This is a genomic window from Shewanella cyperi, assembly GCF_017354985.1.
GTDB classification, from domain to species: Bacteria; Pseudomonadota; Gammaproteobacteria; order Enterobacterales; family Shewanellaceae; genus Shewanella; species Shewanella cyperi.
In genome coordinates, this window is the sequence record NZ_CP071501.1 from 1,788,240 (window position 1) to 1,806,149 (window position 17,910).

Sequence of the window (17,910 nt, forward strand, 5' to 3'; positions counted from 1 at the left end):
TTTGTTGATAGGCTTATGACGAATCTGACGCTTGCGTTGGATGCGATGGGGGGCGACCACGGCCCCCACGTCACGGTGCCTGCAGCCCTGCAGGCACTTAGACTAAATCCCGACCTTAAGATGATCCTGGTCGGCGATGAAAGCAAAATTCTCCCCATACTGCGTTCAGCAGACCCCGAGTTATCCCGGCGAGTTTCCCTAATCCATACCACTGAAGTGGTGCGCATGGATGATAAGCCCGTGCATGCCTTGCGCAAGGCCAAAAACAGCTCCATGCGTCTGGCCATAGAGCAGGTTCGTGATGGCCATGCCCACGCCTGTGTCAGTGCAGGGAATACCGGCGCCCTGATGGCCTCGGCCAAGGTGCTGCTGAAAACCTTACCCGGCGTCGACAGACCCGCTCTGGTCAGTTGCCTGCCGGCGGTGACGGGAAAACCCGTCTATCTGCTCGATCTTGGCGCCAATGTCTCCTGCGATTATGAGACCCTGTTTCAGTTTGCGGTGATGGGCTCTGTGCTGTGCGAGGCGGTGGAAAAGAAATCCCGTCCCAAGGTGGCACTGCTGAATGTGGGCATTGAGGAATGCAAGGGCAATGGCGATGTGCAGCAGGCGGCACAACTGTTGTTGCATACCCCGCAACTCAATTACACCGGCTTTATTGAGGGCGACGAAATCTATACCGGCTGCGTCGACGTCATAGTCTGTGACGGCTTTGTCGGCAACATCACCCTCAAGACCTCGGAAGGCATAGCCCGGCTGTTGGTGCACCAATTAAAACAGGGCCTGACCCAGGGTTGGCTGATAAGATTATTGGCGAGAGTGATTTCCCCCAGGATCCAGTCTGTTCTCAAACAGATGAACCCCGACCACTATAACGGTGCAAGTCTGATAGGATTGCGCGGAATAGTTGTAAAAAGCCATGGTAATGCCGATCAAGCTGCATATTTGCAAGCTATCAATCTGGCGGTTACCGAGGCTCAACGTCGGCTCCCCGAGATGATTAAAGATCGCCTCGAGTCGATTCTGTTAGACATCAACGGCTGATTTCTCCTAAACACTATGCATACAAAAATTCTTGGAACCGGCAGTTATTTGCCGGCGCAGGTGCGTAGCAATCTGGATCTGGAAAAAATGGTGGAAACCAGTGACCAGTGGATTGTTGAACGCACAGGTATTTCAGAGCGCCGCATTGCCGCTGTGGATGAAACTGTTGCCACCATGGGCTATCAGGCTGCCCTGGGCGCCATTGAAATGGCAGGCATTGACCCATCAGAGCTGGATATGATCATTTGCGGCACAACCAGTGCCAGCAATGCCTTCCCCGCTGCCGCCTGTGAAATTCAGGCCATGCTCGGGGTTCATACCATTCCGGCATTCGACCTGGCCGCAGCCTGCTCAGGCTTCGTTTATGCCTTGTCGGTAGCCGATCAGTTCATCAAAACCGGTGCCGCGAAAAAGGTATTGGTCATAGGTGCCGATGTGCTGTCGCGTCTTTGTGAGCCAGAGGACAGGACCACCATTATCCTGTTCGGCGATGGCGCCGGTGCCGCCGTGGTGGGTGCCAGCGAAGAGCAGGGCATAATCAACACCCATATTTATGCCGATGGCCGTCAGGGCGATTTGCTCAAATGTGCCTTCCCACCCCGCAAGGGCGAAGCCTCAGAAGCTGTGGGTTACATGACCATGAAGGGCAATGATGTCTTCAAGGTGGCTGTGACTCAGTTATCCCATGTGGTGGAAGAAACCCTGCGCCTCAACAACATCCAAAAGTCAGACATAGATTGGCTGGTGCCCCACCAGGCCAACTTCAGGATCATCAACGCCACCGCCAAAAAACTCGACATGAGTTTGGATAAAGTGGTGCTGACCCTGGCCAAGCACGGCAACACCTCGGCCGCCTCAGTGCCGATTGCCCTGGATGAAGCCGTACGTGACGGTCGCATCAAGCGCGGGCAATTGTTGTTGCTGGAGGCCTTTGGCGCCGGCTTTGCCTGGGGCAGTGCCCTGGTTCGATTTTAATCAGTGGCCGGCAAGTTGCCGGCCTCTTTAAACCCTTCCCAATAGGTTACCGAATATGGATAAATTCGCATTTGTTTTCCCGGGCCAAGGTTCACAGGCCGTGGGTATGCTGGCCGAATTGGCCGCCGAACACTCAGTTATCGCTGATACTTTTGCCGAGGCCAGCGCAGTCTTGGGTTACGATCTCTGGGCCCTGGTACAAAACGGTCCCGTGGAGCAACTGAATCAAACCGACAAGACCCAACCTGCCTTGCTGGCGGCCAGCGTCGCCATATGGCGCGCCTATGTGGCCAGTGGCAAGCCATTGCCAAGCGTGCTGGCCGGTCACAGCCTGGGTGAATATTCCGCTCTGGTGTGTGCCGGAGTGGTGAATTTTGCTGATGCCATTAAACTGGTGGAGCTGCGCGGTCAGCTGATGCAGGCCGCCGTGCCTGAAGGTACCGGTGCCATGTACGCCATTATCGGTCTGGATAACGATGCCATTGCCAAGGCCTGTGAAGTGTCAGCCGAGGGAGAAGTAGTCAGCCCGGTCAACTTCAACAGCCCGGGGCAGGTGGTGATCGCCGGTCAGAAAGACGCAGTTGAGCGCGCTGCCGCGGCCTGTAAGGCTGCCGGTGCCAAGATGGCCGTTGCGCTGCCCGTGAGCGTGCCTTCCCACTGTGCCCTGATGAAGCCTGCGGCTGACAAATTGGCCGAGGCACTGGCCGGTATTGAGTTTGGTATGCCGACCATTCCCGTGATCAACAACGTGGATGTGGCCAAGGTGGACAATGCCGATGGCATCCGCGATGCCCTGGTGCGTCAGCTCTATTGCCCCGTGCGCTGGACCGAAACCGTGGAACTGATGGCGGCCGAAGGTGTAACCCAGCTTATCGAATGTGGTCCTGGCAAGGTATTGACCGGACTTACAAAAAGAATTAATAAATCTCTTTCCGCCCAAGCGGTAAACGACGTGGCTTCGCTGGCTGCGTTGACTCAATAAGGAGTTTTTCATGAGTGTAACCCTGGATCTGACAGGTAAAGTCGCCCTGGTCACCGGTGCCAGCCGTGGTATCGGCAAGGCTATCGCCCTCACACTGCGTGACGCAGGCGCCACCGTCGTCGGTACCGCCACCAGTGCATCCGGTGCGGCAGCCATCGGCGAGTACCTGGGTGAAAAAGGTTTTGGCATGGTGTTGAACGTCACCAGCAGTGAATCTGTGGACACTTTATTTGCCCAGATCAAAGAAAAGGCCGGTGATGTTGATATTCTGGTCAACAATGCCGGTATTACCCGTGACAATCTGCTGATGCGCATGAAGGATGACGAGTGGCAGGATATCCTGGACACCAACCTGACATCCCTGTTCCGCCTGTCCAAGCCTGTGATGCGCAGCATGATGAAAAAGCGTTTTGGCCGTATCATCAACATTGGCTCGGTGGTTGGCACCATGGGCAATGCCGGACAGGTAAACTATTCAGCAGCCAAGGCCGGTTTGATTGGATTTACAAAATCTCTCGCAAGAGAGGTTGCATCTCGTCAAATTACGGTTAATGCTATTGCTCCTGGATTTATCCAGACCGACATGACGGACGAGCTGACTGAAGAGCAACAACAAGCCATCATGTCCCAGGTTCCGATGGAAAGATTGGGCCAGGCTCAAGAAATTGCCAACGCTGTGCTCTTTTTGGCCTCGGACGCTGCTGCCTACATCACAGGGGAAACTCTGCATGTCAACGGCGGCATGTACATGGTTTAAGGGCGAATGGCAGGGATACTGTCGCAATTGAGTGGCGATAAGGGTCTCATTTTTGCGAGTTTTCGTGGTTAGACCACGCAAACTTGGCTTGCAATGTCGACCAAATCGAATAAACTACTCGCAATCTTACGCAAGTGCGTAATTTGAATAGGAAAGAAAACTAATGAGCAACATCGAAGAACGTGTAAAGAAAATCATTGTAGAGCAACTGGGCGTTAAAGAAGAAGACGTTAAGCCAGCGGCATCTTTCGTTGACGATCTGGGTGCAGATTCTCTGGACACTGTTGAGTTGGTTATGGCTCTGGAAGAAGAGTTCGACACCGAGATCCCTGATGAAGAAGCTGAGAAGATCACTACAGTTCAAGCTGCGATCGACTACGTTTCCAAGAATCAGTAATACTGAATTCCAGAAAACAGGCGGCAATTATTGCCGCCTGTTTTTGTTTCTGAACCGCCTTGGCTGGTACAACCAGCAGCTGGCGCGGGATCACTTCTTTTCTTTGATCTTAATGACAGATCCCGGCCACTCAGGCACACAGAATGGCGCGCACAATCCCAAGCCGCTATTCTCAACCCAAGAATTTGACAACAGAAGGTGACGCCTGTGACTAAACGTCGCGTAGTGATTACCGGTCTTGGACTGGTAACCCCGGTTGGCAATGATGTGGACTCTACCTGGAAAGCCTTGCTTGATGGCAAGAGTGGTATAGCGCCCATTACCAAGTTTGATGCCAGCGAATTTTCCACCCGCTTCAGCGGTTCGGTAAAAGACTTTGATGTCGAGCAGTACCTGTCGAAAAAAGACGCCCGCAAGATGGATCTCTTCATCCAGTACGGTATGGCAGCAGGTATTCAGGCGGTACGTGACTCCGGCCTCGATATGAGCCAGGAAGATCCCGGTCGTGTGGGTACCGCCATCGGTGCCGGCATGGGTGGTATGTGGTTGATTGAACAAAACCACACTGCGCTGATGAACGGTGGTCCCCGTAAAATTTCTCCCTTCTTTGTGCCCAGCACCATTATCAATATGATTGCCGGTCACCTGTCCATCATGTATGGCATGACAGGCCCCAACTTCGCCGTGACCACGGCCTGTACCACAGGGGTGCACAACATAGGTTTCGCCGCCCGCACCATTGCCTACGGTGATGCGGACGTGATGATTGCCGGTGGTGCCGAAGACGTGACCTGTCCTCTGGGTGTGGGTGGTTTTGCCGCCGCCAAGGCGCTGTCGACCCGTAACGATGATCCCCAGGCCGCGAGTCGCCCATGGGATAAAGACAGGGACGGTTTTGTTATCGGTGACGGTGCCGGCGTACTGGTAATGGAAGAGTACGAACACGCCAAGGCCCGTGGCGCCAAGATCTATGCCGAGCTGGTTGGCTTTGGCATGAGTGGCGACGCTTACCACATGACCTCGCCACCGGAGAACGGTGCCGGTGCTGCGGCCGCCATGGCCAATGCCATCAAAGACAGCGGTTTGGCCCTGGAGCAGATTGGTTATATCAATGCCCACGGAACCTCTACGCCTGCCGGTGACAAGGCTGAAGCCGCTGCGGTTAAGTCCGTATTTGGCGATCAGGCCTACAAGGTGCTGGTCAGCTCCACCAAGTCGATGACAGGTCACCTGCTGGGCGCTGCCGGTGCGGTGGAAGCCATCTTCACTATTTTGGCCCTGAAAGATCAGGCCGTGCCGCCAACCATCAACCTGGATAATCCGGACGAAGGTTGCGATCTGGACTTCGTGCCACACGAGGCGCGTCAGCACAAGCTGGACTATGCCCTGTGCAACTCTTTCGGTTTCGGTGGAACCAACGGTTCCTTGCTGTTAAAACGCGTCTGAAGCCAAGAGTGAGTTCAGTGAAAAAGCGAGCCCCTGGGCTCGCTTTTTTTGTAATGTCTCACAGCAGGCAAAATGGCTCAAAGGGCTCTCTTTCTTTTGCAACAATCGCAGGTGACGGCTATGCAAGCCGAGCAATGCAACCAAGCTATGCAACCAAGCTATGCAAGCCCTGCTATGGGGCGATAGCGCCTGAGCAGGCGGGTGGCAAATTTGGGCAAGACCATTCTCGGCGGCCCCAATTTGGCGTAAACTCAAAAGAATTATCACTCCTTTCAAGGCACTACCATGGCCGGTATAGACAGACAGATCACCCTGCGTTTCCTGGCGGAGCCCGCCGATGTGAATTTCGGCGGTAAAGTACACGGCGGCGCCGTAATGAAATGGATTGACCTTGCGGCCTATGCCTGTGGCGCCGGCTGGAGCGGCAAGTACTGCATTACTGCCTATGCCGGTGGGATCCGCTTCGTTAAGCCCATTCACGTCGGCAACATAGTGGAGGTCAGTGCCAAGGTCATCTATACCGGCAGTACCTCTATGCACATTGGCCTGGATGTGCGCGCCGGCGATCCCAAGGAATCGGCCCGCCATCTGACGACTCACTGCATAGTTATCATGGTGGCGGTTGACGATGAAGGCAAACCCACCCCTGTGCCCGAGTGGATCCCCCAAAGTGAGGAAGACAAGGCGCTGCGGGAATCGGCCATTCGCCTGATGGAAATGCGCAAGAAAATCGGTGCCGAGATGGCCGCCCACGTCACTCCCTGAGTCTATGGATAATCAGTACTTCCTGGCTCTGGACTACGGTACCCAAAGCACCCGGGCCTTGGTATTTGATCCCAAAGGCAATCTGATTGCCAAGGCGCAACTGGCCAATGCCAATTGCCGTGAAGAGCAGCAGGGCACGGCCGCCGCCAGCCAGAGTGGCGACTATTGTGTCGCTCAGCTAACGGCCGTGGTGCAAAAGCTGCTGGCCGAATCCAGCGTTCGTCCGGGACAAATAGCCGCCCTCAGCCTCACCTGCCAGCGAGCCTGCCTGGTGCTGATGGACGAGTCCGGCCATGCCCGGTCCGATGTGTTTATGTGGTCCGACAGACGCCTGGCAGCAGAGCCGTTAATGCCTTTGCCCTGGTACCAGCGGCTGGGCTTTGGATTGCTGGGGCTTGGAAAACGCATTCACTATCTGCGCCGCTGCGCCAAAACCAACTGGCTTGACCGGCACAAGGTGGCGGAAGCGCCCAAAATTGGTTTGCTCAGTGGGCTGTTGTTGAGTCGACTGACGGACAAATTGGGCGATGGCGTGGCCTACCAGGTGGGCTATTTGCCCTTTGATTATCGACGGCGCCGATTTGCCAACGCCGGCAACTGGCGCTGGCGCGCCCTTAACTGTCGTCCGCAGCAAATGCTGCCGCTGGCCGAGGCCACCGCGGTTCACGGCGGGCTCAGCGCCGGCTTTGCCTCCCTAACGGGCTTGCCGACCGGTTTGCCTGTGGTATTGGCGGGGGCCGACAAGGCCTGTGAGGCCTATGCCGCCGGCGCCGGTGATCCCGGCCTTGCCTGCGTCAGTCTCGGCAGTGCCGCGACCGTGACCCTGGGGCTGGAGCGCTATACTGAGGCCTATCGTTACGCGCCGGCATTTCCGTCACTGGATTCAAAGCAGTTCCTGTCCGAGGTGCAACTGGAGCGCGGATTTTGGCTGCTGAGCTGGCTTATTCGCGAGTTTGGTGCTGAAGACTGTCAAGATGCCAAGGCGCTGGGACTGAGCCCGGAGGAGTATATTTTACGGCGGATTGACGCTGTTACGCCGGGGGCCGATGGTTTGCTGCTGAGCCCCACCTGGGCCCAGGGCGTAATTTTTCCAGGGCCCGAGGCCAGGGGCGCCATAGTTGGCTGGCGTCCCGAACACGGCCGTTTTCACCTCTACCGAGCGGCCATCGAGGGAGTATTATTGACCCTGGCTCGCGGTCTTAAGCGACTGCGAAAGGTCAGCGGCACTGTGCCGTCCCTTATCCGGGTGACCGGTGGTGGCAGTCAAAGCGACGTGGTGCTGCAGATGGCTGCCGACATATTCAACCTGCCGGTGGAGCGGCTTTCGGTGAGCGAAGCCTCAGGTCTCGGTGCGGCCATGTGCGCCGCCGTCGCCATGGGGCAGTATGAATCGCTCGCCGAGGCGCGCCTCGGTATGGCAAAATCGGCGCAACGTTTTGAGCCGGATCCCCGGCGGGTCGCGTGCTACCGGGTTGTGGCCTGGCAACACGCCAGGCTGTATCCAAGGCTGAAACCCTTGTTTCAGACCATGTAACTATTTTAAAAATAACTGATTATCTGTATCCGCAGTAAGGAACATCAATGGCAAAAGTCGCATTTCTGGGCCTGGGCGTTATGGGCTATCCCATGGCAGGACATCTGGTCAAGGCCGGTCACGAGGTGACCGTTTACAACCGTACCGAGAGCAAGGCCAAGGCCTGGGTGGAAGAATACCAGGGCCAATATGCGACCAGCCCCAGGCTGGCTGCCGCCGATAAGGACATAGTGTTCGTCTGTGTCGGCAATGATAACGATCTGCGCGAGGTGGTGACGGGCGAAGAGGGTGCTATCCATGCCATGGCGCCCGGCGCCGTGCTGGTTGATCACACCACGGCCTCCGCCGATGTGGCCCGGGAACTGGCGGCCCGTTTTGCCGAGGCTGGATTGGCCTTTATCGATGCGCCCGTGTCCGGCGGCCAGGCCGGTGCCGTCAACGGTGTGTTGACTGTTATGGCCGGTGGCGATCCTGCTGTGTTTGACAAGGTCAAGCCGGTGATCATGAGCTATGCCCGTTGCGCTGAACTGCTGGGGGACTCAGGTGCCGGTCAGCTGACCAAGATGGTCAATCAAATCTGTATCGCCGGTGTGGTGCAGGGCCTGGCCGAAGCATTGCACTTTGCCCGCAGCGCCGGCCTCGATGGCGAGCGGGTGGTGGAAGTCATCAGCAAGGGCGCAGCCCAGAGCTGGCAGATGGAAAACCGCTATCAAAGCATGTGGGCCGGCAAGTATGACTTTGGTTTTGCCATAGATTGGATGCGCAAAGACCTGGGGATCACCCTCGACGAGGCCCGCCGCAACGGTGCCAGTCTGCCGCTGACAGCCTTGGTGGATCAGTTTTACGCCGAAGTGCAGGCCATGGGCGGCAATCGTTGGGATACTTCCAGCCTGATGGCGAGATTGGAAAAGAACCGCAAATAAGCAATCACAAGAAGTAAGAAGACAAAAAACAACAGGCCCGCATTTGCGGGCCTGTTTTCTTTTCTCGTTGCGGCTAATCAGCGCACAGGATCCACCACCAGGTGTTCCAGTTGCACCGCGGCCACAGTATGCAGCGCATCCATGGTGGCGCCCACCAGGGAAATTTTACCGGCGGAAGACTCCAGCAATATGGCGCGGCTGATACTGGAAAATTCGCGGTTGTGGCGTACCAGATTCGACAGCGCCATTTGCATCGGCAGCATGGACGGGTTGAAGGCGGCGTTCTCCGCGTAGCGGCCACAGAAGGTGGCGCCGTCATCGGTTTCCAGCACCACGGCAGCATGGCACCGACTGTAGGGGGCATAGCTGAGGCTGGCGTGATCGAGTGCCTCAATCAGCAGCGGATCGTCACTCTCCAGTTCCAGCTCTGTCTGTTGCTTGCTGAGCAGGGGCGAAGTGACATTGAGGTCTGCGGGTCCAAAGGCATAGGGCAGGTAATGGGACAGGGGCGCCGTGGCTTGTCCCGGCAGGTGAATATGCACCTTCTGGCCATGTACCAGTTCATTGATGAACTGGCGGCAGTGGCCACAGGGACTGGCGTTGACCACTATGTCCTTGATTTCTACCTCGCCGCTGAGCCAGGCATGGCTGATGGCGCTCTGCTCCGCATGCACCGAATGAAACAGGGCTTCGCCCTCAAGTTCCAGGTTGGCGCCCATGTAGAAGTCACCGCTCTTGCCTATGGCGATGGCACCGACATAAAAGTCACTGACGGGAGGTTTGGCGAGGCTTGCGGCCAAAGGCAGCAGTGCCAGGCCCAGGCCGTGATTGTCGAGGCCGGAGACACGGCACAATTCTTTGACCTGCACCGCATCCAGGTGGCCGCTGAAGCCCTGGTTAAGCAGTGGCATGATGGTGCCGGCGAGGGCTTCCGGTAATTGGGTTATGCTGCGCACGAATCTGTCTTGCATTTCCCTGATTCCTTGGTTGTGTGGCTATTGGGTTGTCAGTCTAGTTATTTTATTACAACAGGACTGGGATCTGACGCGCATTTGTGGCTAGAGAGACTGCAGGTAACGGCACAAAGCGCCCAAAAGTTTTTGTTTGTTTTCATCATTCTGGGTTTCTTCCAGCAAATTTTCCAGCCTGATCACATAGTCAGGATCGCTGAGCCGCTGCTGACAGAACTCCCGCCATTTGATGCTTTCCTGATGGGACAGGGTATGCGGGTAGTTGCGGGCCCGGTAACGCCACAGCATCTGCGGCAAACGGCCATCGTCGAACTCCAGCGACAGCGCCGCCAGATTCTGGGGCTGAGTATTGCGGATAATCTCCATCTTGGCCCTGTCGGCGGGGGAGAAAAAGCCGCCGCTGTAGAGCATCAGATCCGGATCGCTGCCGTTTGCCACAGGCTCGTCATCGAACAGGGCAGTAAGCTTTTCGCGGATTTCCGGATGCTGTTTCAGCAGCTTGAATTGCTCGCGGGCGAATTCCTTGTCAATGCCGAGTCTTTCGGCATTGGTATCATCCAGGGTCTTGGCCGGGGCGATAAAGGGACACTTGTTGAGATGGATTTGTTTCACCGGCACCGGCAGTTCGTCTTCCGCCAATTCAGTGCGGGGTGTATACATACGCTCCCGCAGTTGCGCCACTTCCAGCTCAATCAAGGGGCTGATATCCATGGCCAGATTGACGCACACCACGGCGTTCTTGTTGCGCATATTGTGGGCCACGGGTGCTATCAGGGTGGCACAGCCCTGGGCGGCACTGATCTTGGAGCTCACATGCACCAGGGGCGTCATGGCCAGTACATCGACCTGCTCGCCAACCGCCTGCTTGCGGCGCAAACGGAAATAGTAATCGTACAGCTTGGGCTGCTTTTCCTTGATAAGGCGGGCCAGCGCTATGGTGGCGTAGACGTCCGACATGGCATCGTGGGCCTTGTCGTGGCCCAGGCCATTGGCGGCGGTCAATAATTCCAGCTTGAAGCTGGGGCTGCCATCCTCGCGGGTGGGCCAATTGATGCCGTCGGGGCGCAGGGCGTAACAGGCGCGGACCAGGTCGATGAGATCCCAGCGGGAATTACCCTGTTGCCACTCGCGGGCATAGGGGTCAATAAAGTTGCGGTAAAAGCCGTAACGGGTGACTTCGTCATCGAAACGCAGCGAGTTATAACCGGCCACACAGGTATTGGGCACGCTGAACAGAGACTGGATCCGCCCCATGAATTCGGTTTCCGGCACGCCCCTTTGGTTGGCGAGCTGTGGCGTGATGCCGGTGATGAGTATTGCCTCGGGTGAGGGCAGATAATCCGGCGCCAACTGGCAGTAGAAGGTTTCCGGCTCGCCAATGATGTTGAGATCCAGATCGGTCCGCACCCCGGCAAACTGTGCCGGTCTGTCTTTAGCCGGATTGGCACCAAAGGTTTCGTAATCGTGCCAAAAGATGGTGGGCTGGATGTAATCTGTCATTGGAATTTCGCGTCTGTCCATGAAGGTAGGGAGCTATCTTAACACTTGTGCCGGCAGATTCACCCTTGGCAGTCTATGGTGCTGGTTTATTGGCCAAATATGCAGCGGATAGTAACCGGAGTGAAAATCTACCAATGGTTCTTGGCTTTTTGACCTGGGCGATGTTTGCTAAGTCAGCTGTGCATATCGGAAATTGCGGGTGCTTAGCGCTTGTCTTGACGGTACAATCGCGCCATCGACAAGGGAAGTGTGTATGTTCAATCAATTTTTTGGTATGCCCATGGTGCAGGATCTCAAGCATCCGGGGCAATTTCAGTTACGTCTTGGCGACAATATCAGCGATTTGGTGCTTATTCAGGCCCTTCGCGCGCCCTTGCTTGAGGTGGTGGTGGCGGCCTGCGAACCGACTCAGTTACTGCTGACGGTGCGCTGTCAGCCACTGTTTGAGTTGCAGTGTGCCAAAGAGCAAGCCACTGCATCGGTGGAAAGCCTATTAGCGCGGGGCAGGGGCCAGGGCTTCAGACTGTACTGCCGTTTGGGAGTGGCGCCGGCGCGGCTGCTTGAGTCCCTGCGCAGGGGATTGCGACTGGATTTTATCCCCGACAGTCCGGGCCACTTTGCTTTGCTGGATAACGAACATTTCGAACTCTTGGCCCTTGAAGAAGATCTGCGGCTGTTGAACGAGCCCCAGGCGCTGTCACACGCGCGGGCGATTCTGGCGCGGGAATTTGATTACGGCTTGGGGGTGGCCATGTTGGCGGTACACATCAGTGAGCTGGAGCAGGCTTCTCGTGAACTGTTGGCGTTTCTGGAGAGCACGGCCAAGCACACGGTTCTTCAGGATGAAGCGCGGCGCATGGTGCCTTTGCTCAATCAAAAGCGCCAGTGGCTGCTCAGGCGACACAGTCAGCTCCAGGAGCGAACCCATTACGGTCACAGTGCCAATCAAATGGATGAACTGGAAAGTTTGAAGCAACAGTTGGAGTGTTACCAGTTGCTGGCCACCCCCGAAGTGACAGCCATGGTGCAGGCTCTGGTAAAAGAAGACTCCTGATGGTCGCCAATGTTTGTAAAATCAATACCTATTTAAAGACGAGGATGCCTTAATGACATCTCAACATCGCAGTTGGGGCGGGGTATATCAATGCCCTTTATGCCAGCTGCCATTGGCACAGCAAGCTAACCAGTACAGCTGCGCCAAAGGGCACAGTTTCGATTGTGCCAAAGAGGGCTATGTCAACCTGCTGCCTGTAGCCAAGAAAAGGTCCAAAGATCCCGGTGACAGCAGGGAGATGATCCAGGGGCGGCGGGCATTTCTCGACGCTGGTTACTATGAAAAGCTCAGTGACAGGATCAACGAGCTGGCATTGACCCATGCCCCGGGGGCGGGACAGGCGCTGGATTTGGGCTGTGGCGAAGGTTATTACAGTCACCGGCTGTTTCGGGCGATGAATGCCGCTGCGCCCATGACGCTCGATGGTCTGGATATTTCTCGGGCGGCGGTGCGCTACGGCGCCAAACGTTATCCTGATTTGGCCTTTTGCGTAGCCAGTGCCTACGACATGCCATTTCGCGATGCCAGTTTTGACTTGCTGCTCAGAGTCTATGCCCCCTCAAGGGATGCGGAGTTATTGCGGGTGATGCGTCCGGGGGCATGTCTGATTACGGTGCAGCCCGGACCCATGCACCACTTTGCCATCAAGCAACTGATTTACGCCGAGCCGAGACTGCATTCCGAGGATGATTCGGTCGCCGAAGGCTTCGAGCTTATTCATGCTGAGCGGCTGCAGTGGCAGCTGATGTTGGACCGGAGCGACATGACGGAGGCATTTCTTGCCATGACGCCTTACGCCTGGAAGCTCAGTCAGGAACAAAAGGCGGAGCTGTGCCGCACCGGACTTGGCTGTGAACTGGATTTCAGTATCAGGGTGCTGCGCAAGCGCTAACTCAATATAAACAAGGGCTTCAGGGACGAATTGCCGATTTTGAGTTTTTACACAAAAGCGCGTTTGGAAAAATGTGAGCCAACTCCACGAAATTTAAGTAAAAAAATACTGGGCGCCGATACCGATGCTTGTTGACTTATGTGATAAAAGGTTTATAGTCATTAAAGCTTGAAGGTTGGGCTTATATTTATGTGTTCAATACGACCAGTTCGTCCTGTAAACATCATAAGTAATACCGGCATTTTCCAGCTCCACCGCCGTTAAGGCTTTATATTGAAATATTTACAGGAAACATTTATATGTCTCAAGTTACTGGTGTAGTAAAGTGGTTCAACTCTGACAAAGGTTTCGGTTTCATCGAGCAAGAGTCTGGTCCAGACGTATTCGTTCACTTCCGTGCTATCAACTCTGATGGCTTCAAGACCCTGGACGAAGGTCAGAAAGTATCTTTCACTGTGACCCAAGGTCAGAAAGGTCCTCAAGCTGAAAACGTAACCGTTATCGGCTAATGTTCCCGCGGTGACTCAGGTCATCACGAGAAACAAAATCAGCTGTGGCAAATGCCGCAGCTTTTTTTTGTCTGTTTGTCAGCAAAACAGAGCATTTGGCAATTAAATTGCGACAGCTTTTCAATAACCAGCACACGGCATACAGACAGCAGCACCCAGGTACAGAACACAGGCAAATAAAAAGACCCACCAGGGTGGGTCTTCAGCTGATTGGCTAGCTCCTATGAAAACAGGGTGTCTTCCAGGGAGCGGCCATTTTGTAAAAGCTTGTACTTGGCACCCTGAGCCTTACAGAGTTCCAGCAGTTGCTGCTCCAGCACGTAAGGCTCACCGCCTTGATACTCAATCAGAAAGTCCTTGCCGTTCTTGGCCCTGACGCGGATCACCGACGGCAGCGATTCCAACCCCTGTTGCAACATGTCTGTTTCGCAGCTCTGCATACTCAGACTGAGGAAACTGGCGCCGCCTTGTTGTTCCAGTGACAACGACTGGGTCAGACGTCCCTGTTCCAGATACAGCACAGTGCCACAGAGCTTCTCCAGCTCATCGAGGTTGTGGGAGCTGATAATGAAATTAGTGTTTGCCGATTGGGCGCGCACCAACTCCCTGATGGCCCTGGCATTGGCGGGATCCAAACCGGCGGTGGGCTCATCCAGCAGCACCAATTCTGGCGATCCCATCAGTGCCTGGGCTATCGCGACCCGCTTACCCATACCATGGCTCAATGTTGTGGGCTTGCTCTGGGCCACTGTTTGTAAGTCCACCAGGGTCAACACCCGCATGGCTTCATCTTGGGCCTGACGATGGCCAAGACCCTGCAAGCGCCCGAAAAAACTCAACTGCTGCAACACAGTGAAATTGGGATCCAGCAAGCCATCCTGGGGCAGGCAGGAAACCCGGCCAAGCAGGGCCGGATCGCCGGCAGCGTGGCCCAGTATGGTGATTTCCCCCTTGCTGGGTTTGATAAAACCGCACAGCAGACTGAACAGGGTGGTTTTTCCGGCGCCATTGGGGCCAACAAGGGCGATGGGCGCGCCGGCCTCAAGTGTGAGGTCTACACAGTCGAGGGCCGCTTTGCTGCCGTAATATTTACTTAAGGATTGGGTTGTCAGCAGGCTCACAGGGCTCTCCTTTGCATGTAGAGGTGACCCAGGAGCAGCAACAAGGCGGCCTGTGCCAACGGAAGCGGCGCCGATGTCAGGGCTGCGCCGGCACTGCTGTTAATCATCCCGGACAATTGCGAGCCGGGCATCAGCCAGGACAGGAATCCTAGCCCGGGGAAGTAATAGGCTCCGAGGGAGGTGATTATCCACAGCAGGGTCCAAAATACCACGGCCAGCACAGACGCTTGTCTGGCGCTATTGGCATGCAGGGATAACAATGCCATGGCTGTGGTATAGGGCAGCACTATGATCAGCAGGTTCAAATAGATAAGTACCGTGGTGGAGAGGGCTTCACCCAGTAGCGAGGCATCCCGCATCAGGGTCATGATCAGTGTGGCCAGCAGAGCCGCCAACATATAAACCGACTGCAGCAGAAGTTGTCCCAATACCCGCCCAAGAAACAGGCCGGTACGACTCACCCTGAGCACCATGAACCTGAGGGTTTTGCGGCTGAGATCCGATGAAAAAACATCGGCAGCCACTACCAGGGTAAAGAGCGGAAACAGATACAGGGCCAGCACCCAGAAAACGGCCAGCTCGGCCACGGGCCAGGCAAAGAGTTTATCCAGGGTCTGGGTGCCAAACACGCTGCTCAGCAAGTCCCTAAATCCCTGTTGTCTGATAAAAGAAGAGGCCTGTCTGACCGGATACATGAGGATCAGACCCCACACCAGCAAAAATGCTGCCATGGACATCAAACCGCGGATATTTAAAAAGCCTTTTTTAAGTTCCTGCGTCGCCACCATAAAAATATGGCTGGCAATTGGCGGAACCTTTGGGGCCAGGGAATGGGACATGTGTGCTTCCTTGTATGGGCCTGGATCCCGCGGATTCAGGCTTGTTGTGCCAGCAATTGCTGCAATTGGGCTTCCAGTTTCGCGACACGCTCTTCCAGAGCACTTATCCTGTCGCCGGCCGGTTCCGCTTCGGCTGGTGCGCCAGCGGCTGCCGAAAATGCGGCCTGTGCCAGCTCAGTTTGTTCATCGGCAAACAGGTGCATAAAGCGGCTTTCGCGGCGGCCGGGTTCCCGCGGCATTTGTACCACCAGGGGCTGCTGACGTTTGGCAAGACGTTCAAGTGCCGCTTCGGCTTCGGCAATGTCAGTAAAATCATAGAGGCGGTTGCTGCGACTGCGCAGCTCGCCGGCGGTTTGTGGGCCACGCAATAGTAACAGACAGATAATGGCCAGCTCGGCCTTGTCCAATTGCAGTTCACCGAATTCGGTGTTGCAGAACCTGTGCTTGTATTTCACTACCCGGCTGCCAAAGCCGGATTGTTCGCTGATAAGACGCTTTTTGCTGAGATCATCCAAAGTGGCCTGGACCTGGGTTTCACTGAGTTCCATCACGGGATCGCGACTGGTTTTTTGGTTACAGGCCAGGGTAAGGGCGTTGAGTGACAGGGGGTACTGATCCGGGGTGGTGACTTCCTTTTCCAGTAAGCAGCCTATGACCCTGGCTTCCAGTTGATTGAATTGCATCGAAAACTCCTGTTGACAGCATGACCTTGTTATATCAAAGCCATGCCGCCATGCCTAGGAGAAACAAAGATTGTTACCTTTCTTTATTAAGCGAGGCATTATTCGGCAATGCGCAAACCATCGTTGTCTATGCTGAGCTGACCGGCCTTGAACAGGCCTCCAATGCTTTTCTTGAAAGCTTTTTTACTCATGCCCAGTTCGGCATAGATCACATCGGCATCGGTTTTATCCGTTAACGGCAGGAAGCCGCCGGCTTTGCGCAGCTTGTCCATGATGAGTTTGGCATGGGAGTCCAACTCTTCACGGTTGCCGCGCTGCAACTGCAGATCCAGTTTGCCATCGTGGCGCACCTGCTTGACATAACCTTGCACTTGTTGGCCGAAACGCAGTTTCTTGAACACTTCGTTGTTGTAAAGCACACCCCAGTGAGCCTGGTTGACTATGGCCTTGTAACCGAGATCCGAGGTGCCGGCGATGATAAGGTCAACCTTTTGACCTGGTTTGTAAAAAGCCGGGGTCTTGTCGAGGAACTTGTCCAGTTTGGCCGAGGCCACAATGCGATCGTCCGCATGGTTGATGTGTATATAGACCAGCACTGAGCGGCCTTCTTCCGGCGGGCGTTTTTGTTCGGCGAAGGGCAGCAGCAAATCCTTGTCCAACCCCCAATCGAGGAAGGCTCCGACCCGACTGATGGAAACCACTTTCAGCAGGGCAAATTCGCCGACCTGAGCCTTGGGGCGGGCTGTGGTGGCTATCAGTTGATCTTCAGAGTCCAGATACAGGAAAACATCGAGCCAGTCACCGACCTGACAGTCTTTGGGCGTGACCTTGTTGGGTAACAACACCTGACCGTATTGCTCGGCATTGAGATAGACACCGAAATTCACCTGTTTTACCACCTGCAGCCTGCAGGTCTTTCCAATCTGGATCATTGCACTCTCTTTATTGGCTGATTCGCATTTTACCGCGCGGATTATAGAGGAATTTCGGCGCCGCTGCCCAGTTTGTTTGCTCCCGCGCGGCCCGAGGCAAACAATCGCCAAACCGCGGTGGAAAAGCGACTGGGCACCCCTGGATTTTTGTATCAAATCTTTGTTTGAAAGTGCAGCTTAACTTGTTGTCTGTAAATGAAAAAAAATGCCGCTGCTGCAACACTGGTCAGACGGGTCTGTCAGACTGCAACAACAAAGTCACATTCGTGCTTGCATTCTGGAACTTAGCAGGGTTTAATTGCGCCGTTTCCGGGGATTCGCCCCCGGAGAACTCATCTGATTTATGGGGTTTTCTACGGTTTTATGGTTCACGAGTCATTAACCGTGTAATTGACTGAACGCCATTACACGGGGTTAAGAGGGTTTTAGCTAATGCACAACCATGTATTTACGACACATTGCCTTACCTTGGCATCAGCACTGGTTGCCTCACCGGTATGCTTTGACTCGGACGTAAAACACCTCACCCTGATCCGCATTAATTCTGGCCGCGAAGAGGCCAATAGTCCCAACTGACCCGTCGCTA

18 protein-coding genes are annotated in these 17,910 nt (G+C 55.3%); 12 read left to right on the top strand and 6 right to left on the bottom strand.

What is annotated here, in order from left to right; genetic code table 11:
- Positions 1-15: 15 nt before the first annotated feature.
- The 9 genes from plsX to JYB84_RS07700 all read left to right on the top strand — a co-directional run bounded on the left by plsX (position 16) and on the right by JYB84_RS07700 (position 8,823).
- Positions 16-1,044 carry a phosphate acyltransferase PlsX gene (gene plsX, locus JYB84_RS07660; RefSeq protein WP_207322813.1) on the top strand — a complete coding sequence of 343 codons (1,029 nt, stop codon included), beginning with the start codon at positions 16-18 and terminating at the stop codon, positions 1,042-1,044.
- A gap of 15 nt (positions 1,045-1,059) precedes the next feature.
- Positions 1,060-2,019, top strand: a complete 960-nt coding sequence (locus tag JYB84_RS07665; protein ID WP_207322814.1) for a beta-ketoacyl-ACP synthase III — start codon at positions 1,060-1,062, stop codon at positions 2,017-2,019.
- Positions 2,020-2,074: 55 nt separating this feature from the next.
- The gene (gene fabD / locus JYB84_RS07670) at positions 2,075-3,001 is read left to right on the top strand and encodes an ACP S-malonyltransferase (RefSeq protein ID WP_207322815.1); all 927 of its coding nucleotides are present in this window, start codon (positions 2,075-2,077) and stop codon (positions 2,999-3,001) included.
- A gap of 10 nt (positions 3,002-3,011) precedes the next feature.
- A complete protein-coding gene (gene fabG, locus JYB84_RS07675) occupies positions 3,012-3,758 on the top strand; it encodes a 3-oxoacyl-ACP reductase FabG (RefSeq protein ID WP_228289719.1) in 747 nt (248 codons plus the stop codon).
- A gap of 163 nt (positions 3,759-3,921) precedes the next feature.
- On the top strand, positions 3,922-4,155 hold the full coding sequence (gene acpP, locus JYB84_RS07680) for an acyl carrier protein (RefSeq protein ID WP_006081231.1): 234 nt from the start codon (positions 3,922-3,924) through the stop codon (positions 4,153-4,155).
- A 207-nt stretch (positions 4,156-4,362) separates the two neighbouring features.
- On the top strand, positions 4,363-5,601 hold the full coding sequence (gene fabF / locus JYB84_RS07685; RefSeq protein WP_207322816.1) for a beta-ketoacyl-ACP synthase II: 1,239 nt from the start codon (positions 4,363-4,365) through the stop codon (positions 5,599-5,601).
- Positions 5,602-5,886: 285 nt separating this feature from the next.
- Entirely contained in the window at positions 5,887-6,366 is a 480-nt protein-coding gene (locus JYB84_RS07690) for an acyl-CoA thioesterase (protein ID WP_207322817.1), read from the top strand.
- Between the two features lie 4 nt (positions 6,367-6,370).
- Positions 6,371-7,900, top strand: a complete 1,530-nt coding sequence (locus JYB84_RS07695) for an FGGY-family carbohydrate kinase (RefSeq protein WP_207322818.1) — start codon at positions 6,371-6,373, stop codon at positions 7,898-7,900.
- Between the two features lie 47 nt (positions 7,901-7,947).
- Positions 7,948-8,823 carry an NAD(P)-dependent oxidoreductase gene (locus JYB84_RS07700; protein ID WP_207322819.1) on the top strand — a complete coding sequence of 292 codons (876 nt, stop codon included), beginning with the start codon at positions 7,948-7,950 and terminating at the stop codon, positions 8,821-8,823.
- 77 nt (positions 8,824-8,900) lie between these two features.
- On the opposite strand, the gene cdd is transcribed toward JYB84_RS07700, so the two are convergent.
- Both cdd and sbcB read right to left on the bottom strand, forming a co-directional pair.
- Positions 8,901-9,794: a cytidine deaminase gene (gene cdd / locus JYB84_RS07705; protein ID WP_207322820.1), complete on the bottom strand. Its 894-nt coding sequence runs from the start codon at positions 9,792-9,794 to the stop codon at positions 8,901-8,903.
- 87 nt (positions 9,795-9,881) lie between these two features.
- Complete coding sequence (gene sbcB / locus JYB84_RS07710; RefSeq protein WP_207322821.1) at positions 9,882-11,294, bottom strand: exodeoxyribonuclease I; 1,413 nt, start codon at positions 11,292-11,294, stop codon at positions 9,882-9,884.
- A 253-nt stretch (positions 11,295-11,547) separates the two neighbouring features.
- On the opposite strand from sbcB, the gene JYB84_RS07715 reads away from it, so the two are divergent.
- From JYB84_RS07715 to JYB84_RS07725, 3 genes are all read left to right on the top strand, one after another.
- Entirely contained in the window at positions 11,548-12,348 is an 801-nt protein-coding gene (locus tag JYB84_RS07715) for a hypothetical protein (protein ID WP_207322822.1), read from the top strand.
- A gap of 52 nt (positions 12,349-12,400) precedes the next feature.
- A complete protein-coding gene (gene rlmA, locus JYB84_RS07720; protein WP_207322823.1) occupies positions 12,401-13,240 on the top strand; it encodes a 23S rRNA (guanine(745)-N(1))-methyltransferase in 840 nt (279 codons plus the stop codon).
- A 299-nt stretch (positions 13,241-13,539) separates the two neighbouring features.
- A complete protein-coding gene (locus JYB84_RS07725; protein WP_011072720.1) occupies positions 13,540-13,749 on the top strand; it encodes a cold-shock protein in 210 nt (69 codons plus the stop codon).
- Positions 13,750-13,970: 221 nt separating this feature from the next.
- Here the strand turns inward: JYB84_RS07725 and JYB84_RS07730 are convergent, their stop codons facing one another.
- From JYB84_RS07730 to JYB84_RS07745, 4 genes are all read right to left on the bottom strand, one after another.
- A complete protein-coding gene (locus JYB84_RS07730) occupies positions 13,971-14,870 on the bottom strand; it encodes an ABC transporter ATP-binding protein (protein ID WP_207322824.1) in 900 nt (299 codons plus the stop codon).
- Positions 14,867-15,709, bottom strand: a complete 843-nt coding sequence (locus tag JYB84_RS07735; protein ID WP_207322825.1) for an ABC transporter permease subunit — start codon at positions 15,707-15,709, stop codon at positions 14,867-14,869. Before JYB84_RS07735 ends, JYB84_RS07730 begins: the two co-directional genes overlap by 4 nt.
- 35 nt (positions 15,710-15,744) lie before the next feature.
- Positions 15,745-16,392, bottom strand: a complete 648-nt coding sequence (locus JYB84_RS07740; RefSeq protein WP_207322826.1) for a YceH family protein — start codon at positions 16,390-16,392, stop codon at positions 15,745-15,747.
- A 98-nt stretch (positions 16,393-16,490) separates the two neighbouring features.
- Positions 16,491-17,324 carry a CvfB family protein gene (locus JYB84_RS07745; protein ID WP_207322827.1) on the bottom strand — a complete coding sequence of 278 codons (834 nt, stop codon included), beginning with the start codon at positions 17,322-17,324 and terminating at the stop codon, positions 16,491-16,493.
- Positions 17,325-17,910: the final 586 nt, after the last annotated feature.